Here is a 12,811-nt window from a genome sequence, read left to right on the forward strand (position 1 = left end):
CCATCCACCGGAGAACGATCATGAACAGCGACCGCTATCGCGTGATCTTCAGCGACGAACGGCAAACCTGGGTGGCCGTCGCCGAAACCGTGCGTGGACGCGGCAAGAAGCCGTCGCTGCGCAAACTCGCCGCCGTCGCCCTGGCGCTTACCGCCGGCACCGGCCACGCGGTGCCAACGACCGTCACGCCGCCTCCCAACGCCATACCGGTGCCATCGACGGCGGCCAGTTCGGGGCGCCCTTTTGTCTTTTCGGGCACGGTCGCCGGCGGTCAGCCAGCGGTGACGACCAACGCCGCCGGCGGCCGCGACATGGCGATCACCACACCGAGCCGCACGCTCGGCCTGAACTGGGACAGCTTCAACGTCGGCACAACCTCGTCAGTCACCTTCAACCAGCCCGACGCCAGCGCGCGTGTGCTGAACCGCATCTGGAGCAACGATCCGAGCGTCATCCTCGGCAAGCTCAACGCCAACGGTCAGGTCTATCTCATCAACCAGAACGGCATCCTCTTCGGCAACGGCGCACAGGTGAATGTCGGCGGACTCGTCGCCTCGTCACTCAACATGAGTGACGCCATGCGCGCCAAACTCCTCAACTCGGGGCTGCCGACGGCAAAGGGCGATTCGCTCGAATTTATCTGGGACGGCAACGCCGACGGCTTCAACACAGGCTTCGTCACCGTCGACGCCGGCGCGGCGATCCGCACGCCGTCCGGCGGACGCGTCGTGCTGATCGCGCCAAAGACCGCCGAGAACCTTGGCTTGATCGCGGTCGCCAACAAGAGCGATGGTGGCACGGGGGCGGCCGAAGCGATCCTTGCCGCCGGTGGCAAGGTGATCCTGACCGCCCCTGACGATCCGGCCCTCAGCGGCCTCCTGATCCAGACCACCCCCTGGCAGGGCAAGGACGCCCAAGGTAATGCCGTCACCCTTGACGGCAGCGCGGCGAACCGCAGCGGCGGGCGCATCGACGCCGGCACCGGCAGCGTCAATCTGGCAGCGCTGGCGGTCAATCAGCAAGGCATCGTCAACGCCAGCCAGGCCGTCACCCTGAACGGCAGCACGATGCTCGTCGCCGGCACGACCCGCACGAACGAACTCAAGCTGCAACTGCGCGGCGCCAGCGCCGACATCAACCTCGACAATGGCACGACCGAGACAGCGGACAGTTCGGCGATACAGACATCGCTGATCAGCGTCGTGCAGAACAGCAGCCAGGCGCAGATCAACTGGAGTGGAGGCTTCCGCCTGCGCAGCGACCAGACGCTGCGCTTCGTCCAGCCCGGCAGCGGCTCGATCACCTACAACTTCATTTTCGACGAAACGCGCAACAGCAACGCAGCGCTGCGCTCGATCATCGACGGCCGCATCACGGCCAACGGACAACTCTTCCTGATCAACGAAAAAGGCTTCGAATTTCGCGCCAACGCCAATCCGCTGGCGTTTGGCGGCAAGCTTTTCCACGCCGACGTGCACGCCGCCAACCTCGTGGTTTCGGCGCTGGCGATGAACCCCGATGTGGTCAAAAACGGCTTGCTCAATCAGGACGGCTTCAGCGAGCGCACTTTTTATCTTTCGCGCGCGCAATGGCTCGCCGCAGACTCCAGCTCCAACGACGACGCCACGCGCGCGGCCGAGCGCGCGGCCAATCTCGCCGCCGCGAGCGCGAAGGCCAAGGCGGCATTTGATCAGGCAACGATCAAGATCGGCCAGGGCGTCACCCTGGGAACCGCTGACAACGGCTACGCCATCCTCGTCGGCAGTTCGGTCACCCAGGGCGGCCGCATCAGCACACCCAAGGGGCAAACGCTGATTGCCGCCGGTGCCGATGTCTACCTGAAAGCCCCCTACTCCGCCGCTCTGCGCGGCTTCAGTGCCGAAGTCAATCCGCTCTATGTCGTGCGGAACTGGAGCAATCCCGACGGCACCAGAGACATCTGGAACGTCATCGCGCACGGCAGCATCGTCAACAACGGCAGCATCAGCGCCGCACTCGGCGATATCTCGCTGGTCGGTTTCAACCTCACGCAAGCCGGCCAGCTGGCGACGAGCACCTCGGTCACGGCTAACGGCTCAATCCATCTGGTCGCGCGCGATCAGGTGGCGCTTTCGGGTCTCTACAGCACGCTGACGGGCGAACTGACATCGGCTGCAACGGCACGCGATGTCGACTCCAGCGGCGTCATCGCTTACGCAGGCGAGGCCAAGTCGGCGAACCAGGCGAATTTCCTCCCCGGCCAAGTCGGCGGCACTCTTGAGCTGACGCCGGGCAGCACGACGCAAATCGTGCTGGATGGCAGCTCCGGCAAGACCATTACCGCCGATCAGAGCTTCATCAGTTCGTCGATCGAAGGCATCGGCGCAAAAATCAAGATCGACGGCACGAGCAACGGCATCGCCGGCGCGCAGCTGCTGGCTCGGGGCGGACGCATCCAGTTCCTCAGCAACAACCGCTTCGATGGCACCAGCGCATTCATCAACGATCCCCTGCTGCTCGCCCAAACGGCCACACCGGGCGCCGGCATCGGTGTCTTTGTTGGCGACGGCGCCCGGCTCGATGTCTCTGGGGCGACTGCCAGCAAGTCGGTCGCCGATCTCTTCATCAAGGTCGAACTGCGCGGCGATGAGTTCGCCGGCAATCCGCTGCAACGCAACGGCGCGCTGCGCGGACAGACGGCGTCGGTCGACATCCGCGACGCTGTCGGCATTGCCGATCTGAGCGGCTGGATTGGCAAGGTCGGTCAGGGCGTCGCCGAGCGTGCGGCGAGTGGCGGCAGCATCGCGCTGCGCAGCGCGGGCAGCGTCATCGTCAAAGCGGCGGCCGAACTCGACGTCTCCGGCGGCCGCGTCGATTACGCCGCGGCGACGGTGTCGGAATCGCGCGCCATCACGACCGGCGGCCAGAGCTACCGGCTCAACGACGCCCCGACCGCCGGCAGCTACACCGGATTGATCACGGTCAATCGCCAGGAAGCCGCCTACACCGAAGGCAAAAGCGCCGGGACGGTGCAGATCGTCGGCAACAGCGTCGCTGTCGATGGCAAGCTGAATGCCGCGACGGTGCGCGGCGCACGGCAACGCAACGTCGGCAATCCGGCCAGCGACCGCTACGCCATTCCGCTGGGCGGCCAGTTGATCATCAAAGACGCCGGTCAGCATTTCGCCGATGCCAGCGCCAGCCCGCAGATCGTTTTCGTCAAGGGAGCGGCCAACGCCGCCGCCGGACTGGACGAAAACAGCGACGGACCGGCGCGCCTCGAACTCTCGCAAACGCTGGCCGACAAAGGCTTCTCACGCTTCGACATCCAGAGCGACGGGCGCCTCGATATCGGCCGCGATATCGCGCTGAATCTCGCCCCGGGCGGCAGCTTCAAAGCGAGCGCCTGGCAGATGAATGTTGCGGGTCAGATCGTCGCCCCGAGCGGCAGCATCGATCTATCGACCAGCGCCCGCGACGCGCAAGGCAAGAGCTATGTTTACGGCGACCGCAGCAACACCCTGCTGATCGATAGCGGCGCGCGCCTCTCGGTCGCCGGCACATGGGTTAACGATTATCTCGACGGCTTCCTGTCGACGACACCCAAGGCGATCAATGGCGGCACGCTGCGTCTGGCCTCGCTCTACGACGTCGACGTACGCAGCGGCAGTCTGCTCGACGTCTCCGGCGGCGCGCTCGTCAGCACGACCGGCACGCTCAGCGGCGGCAACGCCGGCAGCATCACCCTCACCAGCGGCGGCATCAACAAACCGGATGCGCCCGGCGAACAGACGACATTGAGCGACGGCGTACGGCGCACCGCGAGCGTATTCCTCGACGGCACCCTCGCCGCCTACGCGCTGGGCAAAGGCGGATCGCTCGAAATCGACACTTCTCACGTCACGCTCGGGACACGTTTCGACAGCAGCCGCACGCGCGCGCAATCGGCGACGGAGCGACTGGCCACGGGTAGCGCGGGCATCGGCCTGTCCAGCAATTTCTTCAACACCGGCGGCTTCTACAGTTTCACGCTGGTCGGCCGCGATGGTGTCGATGTTCTCGCCAATACCCGCATCGTGCCGACGCCTGCCAACTGGTCGCTGCTCGGCATCCCCGGCTACCGCTATCAGGCGAGCGGTTCGGCTATCGGCGGATTCGCCCAGACGCGTGTCCTCGACCCCGCCTTGCGCGCCGCACCGACATCGCTCGCGCTGGCGACGCGTTCGCTTAACTTCGGCAAGCTCAGCGTTGGCGAAAACGCTTATCTGGGCGTTTCTCCGCAAGGATCGATCTCCCTTGAGTCCTGGGCGCAGCTCACGGTACTCGGCACTCTCGCCGCCCCCGCCGGCAAGATCACCCTGAGGCGCCCGGCCAATCGCGCCAACGATCCTTTCAACCTGCAACTCATCGACTACTCGCTGGGAAAGCAATCCGAGTCGATCTACCTCGGCCCGCACAGCCGCCTGCTCGCCGGCGGCGCCACGCTCCTCGACGCCGCCACGCGTAACGCGCTCGACGCCGGTCTCTCGGCCGACCAGCTGCGTAGCCAGTATCGCTACAAGGGACAGGTGCTCGATGGCGGGCAGGTCAGTATCGACGCAGGACTCGGCTATCTCGTCACGCGCAGCGGCTCGCTGATCGACGTCTCGGGCGCCGCCGACACGCTCAATACCGCTGCCGCATCCGGCTACGGCGGACTGAGCTACGCCGCGCAAACGATTGGCAGCGCAGGCGGCAGCGTCAGTCTGGCAGCGCGCGAAGGCATGCTGCTCGACGGCAGCTACGCGGCAAGCGGCCAGAATGGCGCCGTCGGCGGCACCTTCTCGGCCCGTCTGGAACAGCACACGCTGCAAGGATGGGACAGCACGGAAATACCGCCGGAAATGAGCGCAGCCCGACAGCTCACCCTCTTCCAATCGGCGGGCACGCATCCCGAGCAGTGGCAGCTGAACGCTCAGGATACCGGGGGGTATCTCGATGGCACAACGACACTCCCGCTCGCCGGCAACGGTCAGGCACGCCTCGATCTGGCGACACTCGATGCCGGCAAATTCGGCTCCTGGTATCTCGGCAGTCAGAATGAAATTCGCTTCGATGGCGTGATCAACGCACGCGTCAATAACCAGCTGCGCCTCGACGCGCCCGTCTTTAGCGCCACCTCGTCCGCCTCGCGCGTCAACTTCACGGCCGCCGCCATCGGTTTGGGAAATTACCAGTCCGCGTCGGCGCCCCCCGGTAACGCGAAGAAGGGCTCGGCCAACGCCGTCTTCAGCGCACGCGATATCGGCATCTCCGGGAATTTCAGCTGGAACGGTTTTGCCCAAAGCCGCTTCAACAGCAGCGGCGAGATCCACTTCGACAGCACCGCCAACTCCGCGCCAAACCGCCCCGGAGGGCGCAATTTCAGCGGGCAGATGAGCGCCAGCGGCGAACTCGACTTCGCCGCTGCGCGTCTCTCGCCGTCCACCTGGAGCGATTACCGCGTCGATCTTGGCAACGCGGCAGATGGCCGCATCGCTATCGACTATCTGGCCGGAGCCGCCGCTGGCGCCGCGCTGTCGGCAGGCGGGCGCCTTGAATTCAGCGCCCAGAGCATCGAGCACAACGGCGCAGTCGTCGCCCCTCTCGGCGAGATCGTTTTCAACGACGGCGGCACCCACACCGGGTCGATCACCGTAGGATCGGGCAGCGTCACATCGGTCGCCGCCGACCGCACGCTCCTGCTCGGACAAACCGACCAGTCGGGACGCCTGTGGCAATTCATCGCCTCCTCCTGGAGCCCGTTCTCCCAGTCGCTCACGACCAGCTCGTACGCCATCAACAGCGTGCCGGACAAGGCGATCCGCATCGACTCCGGCAACAGCAATGTGAAGAGCGGCGCCACCCTCACGCTCTCGGGCGGCGGCGAGGCCATGGCAGCCGAATTCAGCCCCGGCACGGGCGGCAAGAGCAACATTCTCGATCTCTCGACCCTCGGCAACGCCAACGTTTTCGCCATCCTCCCCTCGTGGTCGGGCAATTTCGCCCCGCAGGACAGTCAGGCGCAGGCGTACTACAACGTCACCGCACAGGGCGGCGGCACCTTCAGCCCGGTGCCGTCGCTCCAGGCGGGCGACCAGATCCGCATCGGCGACGGCAGCGGCCTTGCCGCGGGCGCGTACACGCTGCTCCCCGCACGCTACGCCTTGCTGCCCGGCGCCTATCTGGTCTCGGTAAAACCCTCGCAAGATCAGGTCGTCGCCGGCGCCAAACCGCAACTCGACGGCGCGACCCTGATCGCAGGCACACGGCTGGCCGTAAACGCCGACGGATCGAGCAGCGCCTATTCGCAGCGACCGCTGACGCTGGAAATCGCCAACGCCAGCGTCCTCGCGGCACGCGCCAGTTACCTGAAAACGACGGCCAGCTCCTTCTTCTTCGACACGGCAGGCGCCACGCTGCCCGGTGACGCCGGGCGACTCAGCGTCACCGGTCGCAACACCCTGAGCTTCGACCCGACGGTCAACGCGATGTACGCCGCTGCCGTGAGTAGCGCCAACGGCCGCAGCCGTCCGGGTAATGGACTGCAACTCGATCTCGCGGCGCCCAAACTCCTCGTCACCGATGGCAGCAGCGTCAGCGATCCCGCCTACGCCGGCTGGACGCGGATCGATCAGCAAAAGCTCGCTGCCATCAATGCCTGGAGCCTGCTGCTGGGCGGCACGCGCGACAGCAACGGCGTTGTCGAGACCGTCAGCAGTTCCATTGCCGTCGCCAACACCGGCGCCAGCGACGCAACGCACAGCCTTTCGGGCAGCGAAATCCTGCTGAGCGCGCTTGAGCGCATTGATGTGAAGGACGGCAGCGCCGTCAGCGACAGCGGTAACACCACCAGTTCGACACAAGGATTGACGCTACAAAACGGCGATGGCGCCTTCCTGCGCGTCGCACACGGCGCGCAGCGCGAACTGGCGCGCCGAGGCACCGTCAGCCGCACTGCGGGGGATCTCGTACTCGGTAGCGGAGCGCACATCGCCGGCCGATCGCTGATCTTTGACGGTACACGCAGCACGCAACTGGGCGGCGTCATCGATGTCGGCACCCCGACCGCCAACGGTTCGCGTAGCGGCGGCGCCATCGCCATCGGCGCCGGGCGCATCAACGTCGTCGGCGACGACAGCGCCCCCGCCGACGGCCTTAACGTCAGCAACACCAGTCTCGCGCGCTTTGCCAAAGTCGATGAACTCAAACTCGCCAGCTACACGACAATCGATCTTTACGGCAATGCCGAACTGGGCACGGCCGACCTCACCCAGCTGACCCTCGCCGCGCGCGGCATCGCCGGGCATGGCGCCAGCGACAGCGTCGCGCAGGTAAAGGCGAAAACCGTCAAATTCGCCAACCCGAATCAGAGCAGCGGCAACCTCGCCGCCAACGGCAGTGGCGCGCTGCACGTCAACGCCACGACCGTCGTGATCGGCGGCAACGCGACAACGGATATGCGCAACGCCGAGAGCGCCGGCTTCGGCGTCAGCGGCTTTGGCAAGGTCAACATCAGCGCCGCCAGCGAACTGCGCTTTGAAGGCACCGGCGTCACGCGCATCACCAGCGGCACCAGTGACGCCTCCGGCCAGCCCGTACCGGTTGCGCTGAGCATCGACGCCGGCCGGATCACCGCCGCGGCGGCCTCCAACCAACTGCTGAGCGCCAGCGGCACGACGCAAATCCTGAGCACAGGCAAGGCACCGGACAGCGCCGCCGGACTCGGCGGCACGCTGGAACTGCGCAGCGACTCACTCGATGTCGCCGGCCGTATCAACGTGCCCGCCGGCAAGCTCACGCTGACCGCCAATGCAGGCGACCTGCACCTCAAGGACGGTGCCGCGGTCAGCGCTGACGGCGTCAAGCTCGCCTATGGCGACACCTTCGCCTACGCGCCCGCCGGCGAAATCGTGCTGACATCGGCCACCGGCAACGTCAACGTAGACGCCGGCGCGAGCGTCTCGGTGTCGGCCGTCAGCGGCGGCGATGCCGGAAAACTCACGCTGCGCGCGACCCAAGGCACTGTCGCGGCGGCAGCCGGAACGCTCAAGGGCAGCGGCGACAGCAGCAACGATAGCCTCAAGCAAGGCAGCCTCGTCATCGACGCCAACAGCGTCGACCTGACGGCGCTGGCGAACGCCGTTCTCGATACGCCGACCAGCGCAGAGCCGAGCCGCCAGCACTTTGCCGGCAGCTGGGACGTTCGCCGGCGCACCGGCGATCTACGGCTGGCGGCGGCCAACACGATCAAGGCGGCGCAAATTACGCTCGCCGCAGACGCCGGCAACATCAGCATCGCCGGCACGCTCGACGCCTCGGGCAAGAGCGGTGGCGAAATTGGCCTGTACGCAAAATCGGTCAGCGCCAGCCAAGGCCAGAGCACGGGCGGCCGAATCACGCTGGAAAGCACCGGCCGCCTCCTCGCCAACGCCGGCGAGTACCTCGCCAAGGCGGCGGGAACGCGCGGACGCGGCGGTAACGTCACCCTCGGCGTCGATGGCGAGGGCAGCACTATCGACCTGCAGGCCGGCGGCTTCATCGACGTCTCGACCGCCAGCACGCAATCGACCGATGCCAACGGCAACAGCGTCAGCGTCGCCAGCGCCGCGCCGAGCGGTCACCTTACCCTGCGCGCCCCTCGTATCAGCAACGCGCTCGATATCGTCGCGACTCCCGCAACCTCGACGACGATCGCCTCAACCGTCTATCAGGTGACAAGCCCGGGCAGCCTGCACGCCGGTTCGGAATTCGAATTCACGACCGATGCCTCGAACACCGGCACGACGTCGCTGATACTGAACAACCTCAACAACTACGCCCTGGTCATGCCGGGCGGCGGAACGCTGGCGAGCAACGCGCTTCCCGCCCGGACGCTCGTCAAAGCCGTCTTTGACGGCAGTCGCTTTGTCATCGTCAAAATCGGCAACACCAACTATTTGCCGAATACCGCAGCGACCAGCGGCTATATCAGCAACACCAACAACTACACGATCAATACCGGGACGGCGACCCCGTATTACACCGGCCAGATCGCCTATTTCACGATTACCCGCGGCAACCTCGCCTATGCGCAGAAGGGACAGGTCACTCTCAACATCAGGAATCAGGGAGCCAAGCCTCTCGTCAAAAACGACGGCACGAGCTTCATCAATGCCGGCGAACTGACTAACGGCAATTACTGCGCGGTATACGACGGCAGTCGCTTCGTTCTGGTGGCAAGCACGGCAACGCAATACTCGAGCAGCGCCACGACCTGGCTTGCCTCGTCAAGCGCCAGCGCGACGCACGCGGCCACCACGGCGAGCACCAATTTCGTCGTCAGCAATGGCAATCTCAGCCGCCTCACGCCCGGCAGCGTCGTCAGCTTTACCGCCGACGTCGTCAATAGCGGCAGCACGACGCTCTCGGTCAACGGCTTCGGCGCCATTCCACTGTCCAAAAACGGCGGCGAAATGCTGGCCTCCGGCGACATCAAATCCGGTCAGACCATCACTGCGGTCTACGACGGAAGCAGTTTCCAGATCACTTCGCTCACGGCGGGCAACCTGCCGACGCCCGACTTCGGCACGGCGCTTGGCATTGGGCCGATCCTCAGCACGATCAACGGCAGCTCCGCCACCTCGCCCGTCGTCGTCGAAGCATTCAAGGCGTATTCCGTCACCGGCAATGCCAGCATCGACAGCAAACGTCTGGCGTTGTGGCAGGCCGATAACGCCGCCTTCATGGCCCAGGCGGCGGCGATCGCGAGTCGTCTGACGCAAGGACGCAACGACTCGCTAGCGGTATCGGTGCGCCCCGGCGTCGACCTGCGCGCCACTGGCGATATCAACGTCGACAACACGATCAATTTCGCCGCAGGCAGCAGCAACGGCAACCTCACTCCAACGCTGTGGCGCTACGGCAGCGCTGCCGATCCGGGCTATCTCTCGTTGCATGCGGGAGGCAATCTGAACGTCAACGCCACGATCAGCGATGGATTCACGGCATCGAACACCACCACGGGAACGGGCACGGCGACGTATCAGGGCAGCGACCGCGACGGCCGGCCGCTGGCGAGCGGCGGCTCGTGGTCCTATCGTCTCGTTGCCGGCGCCGACCTCGCCGCCGCCAATCCGCTCGCCGTTCTCGCCAACGCGGCCAGCACCGGCAGCCTCAACATCAATGCCCCGCTGGTGCGTACCGGCACCGGCTCCATTGCTCTGGCCGCGCAGGGCAGCGTAACGCTCGCCGACGGCTCGGCTGTCTACACGGCCGGCATCGCCGACACGGTGGTCAGCGACAGATACGGCAACGACCTGAATTTCATCTTTGCGCCAAGCTATTTCCGTCCCCTCGGTGGCGGCAGCAGTCCGGACCCCGTCCTCGGGATTCCGTACAGCACTGGCGATACGACCAACAATGGCGTGCGCGCCTTCTACCTCACAGGGGGCGGCGACGTACGCGTCAGCGCCGGCGGCAGCATTGTCGAGGCGACGCAGGGATCGACTGCGGACTGGCTCGTGCGATACGGGTCGAGCGACAACGATACGCAGTGGTATAGCCGCGTCGCCTCCTTCCGCAACGGCTTTGGCACACTGGGCGGCGGCAACCTCAGCCTCGTCGCCGGCGCCGACATCCGCAATGTCATGGCGGTGGCACCGACCAACGGACGCGTGCCGGGCATCAATGGACAAGCACGCGCCGACCTCGCGAAGATCAACGGCGGCGGCAACGTGAATGCCGAGGCGGGCGGCTCGATTCTCGGCGGCACCTTCTACGCGGAAAGCGGCACCCTGCGGGTCGAGGCCGGCCAGAGCATTGCCTCGTCAGCCGCCGCCAACGCCTCGGCCAGCGATATGGCCAAGGGCTATGCGCGCTTCGGTCTGGGCGACACGCAGGCGCACATCGTCGCCGGTGGCGACGTCGACGTCTACGCGATATTCAACCCCCTCTCGTCGACTCCGACCTACAAGGACAGCAGCGGCAATCCGCTCAGCTTCTCGCTTGGCGACCAGAACAGTTACCGGACCCGGATCAACACCTATACCGACGACACTGTGTTCGACCTCGTCTCCCTCAACGGCGCCGTCACGCTGGCGAATCTCGCTCAGGAACAGGGGAACAGCAATGGCGACAGCAGTGGCGGTGGGTTTGCTCCGAGCCGCGTCAAGGTAACGACCTTCGATGCCGATACCGGCAGCATCATTGGCGGTCTTTCGCAGATTCCTGGCAGTCACGGACAACTCGATCTGCTGGCCGCCAAAAACCTGCAACTGACGGCCATCACCCAGTACGACACGCCCGCCACACAGCTGCCCGGCATCGGCAATCCTTCGCCGACGGGCAACTACCCCTTCTCGCTGACGATCCCCAGTCTCGCGCACGGCAGCACGTCCTGGCACGCCAACGACAGCGAAGCGAGCCACCTCGTTGCGCTCAACGGCGACATCAGCGGTCCCGGCAGCAACGACGTCATCGCCCGCTTCAACGAAGCGGTCCATGTACAGGCGTCGGGCGATATCACGGGCGGGCTAAGCATCATCGCCCAGCACTCGACGGCCAATGACGTCACCCGCATCCAAGCCGGCGGGAACGTCGAGTTCCTGAGCGGGCCTGCCGCGACCACCGTCTTCCAGGTAAGCGGGCCGGGGCGCCTGGAGGTTGTCGCAGGCGGCAAGGTCGACCTCGGTTCCGGACAGGGCATCGTTACCCGCGGCAATCTCGCGAATGCGTTCCTGCCGGAAGGTGGCGCCGATATCTTCGTCATGGCCGGAGCGACGGCGCCCAACTATTCGGGATTCCTCACGTTCCTGCGCGACAACAAGTTCGCTGTCGGCAGTGACACCAGCGACGTCGGCCTGCGGCAACGCTTCTACACGCTGTTGCGCGACCTCGGCCGCGAAGCCATCGCTGGCGGCGGCGAGGCGAGTTACGCCAAGGGCCGCGCAGCCATCGCCGCACTCTTCCCCCAAGGCGCGCCGGGCGGCGGCAACCTCGATCTTTTCTACAGCATGATCAAGACCGAACAGGGCGGCAACATTGCCCTGCTCGCGCCGTACGGCGGCGTCACGGTGGGTATTGCCACTCCCAACCAGGACCTGCTTGCCCTCAAGAAACCCTCTGAACAAGGCCTGTTTACCATCCGTGGCGGCGACATCCTTGCCTACGTCAAGGACAGCTTCCTCGTCAATCAGTCGCGAGTGTTCACGCTTAACGGCGGCAACATTCTCGTCTGGGCCGATCAGGGCAGCATCGACGCGGGCAACGGCGCGAAGACCGTCAGCGCGACACCGCCGCCGGTGCTCGTCGTGCGCGGCGGGCAGATCGTCCTCGACGCCTCGAACTCGGTTGCCGGCTCCGGCATCGGCGTGCTGGCCTCGCGCGACGACACGCCAGCCAGCGACATGGACCTCTTCGCCCCGCAAGGCGCCATCGACGCCGGCGATGCCGGCCTGCGCAGCACCGGCAAGATTTCACTGGGCGCGCAGACCATCCTCAACAGCAACAACATTCAGGCGGCCGGCGGTGTCGTCGGTGCCCCGGCGGCTGTCGCGGCGCCGGCCCCGGTCACGGCGCCCACCTCGCCGACCAACAACGCCAGCGCCGCCGACGCGGCAACGGCCGCACTCGCCAACCGCGATGGCCGGCAAGGACTGCTCACCGTCGAAGTGCTCGCCAATGGCGGCAATGGCGACGACGCCGTCGGCGCCACACCGACAACCGACTCGCCGCCCAGGAAGAAAAAGAACCCCGCGGGCGACGGTGACGAGAGCGCCACCGACGCTACCCCATCTTGATGCCATTGTAATAATTTGAGCACACACTCCACGCC

General features: G+C 65.8%; 1 protein-coding gene. It reads left to right on the plus strand.

Going from position 1 to position 12,811, the window contains the following annotated elements:
- Positions 1 to 20 precede the first annotated feature (20 nt).
- Positions 21 to 12,776 (plus strand): filamentous haemagglutinin family protein, encoded by a 12,756-nt coding sequence (locus tag GHK24_RS04335; protein ID WP_153469561.1) that lies wholly within the window; start codon positions 21 to 23, stop codon positions 12,774 to 12,776.
- Positions 12,777 to 12,811: the final 35 nt, after the last annotated feature.

This window comes from Rhodocyclus gracilis (assembly GCF_009617575.1).
Taxonomy (GTDB): Bacteria; Pseudomonadota; Gammaproteobacteria; order Burkholderiales; family Rhodocyclaceae; genus Rhodocyclus; species Rhodocyclus gracilis.

Bases quoted from the DNA above. Each gene is read 5' to 3' on its own strand.
- GHK24_RS04335 (WP_153469561.1), top strand. From the start codon at position 21: ATGAACAGCGACCGCTATCGCGTGATCTTCAGCGACGAACGGCAAACC.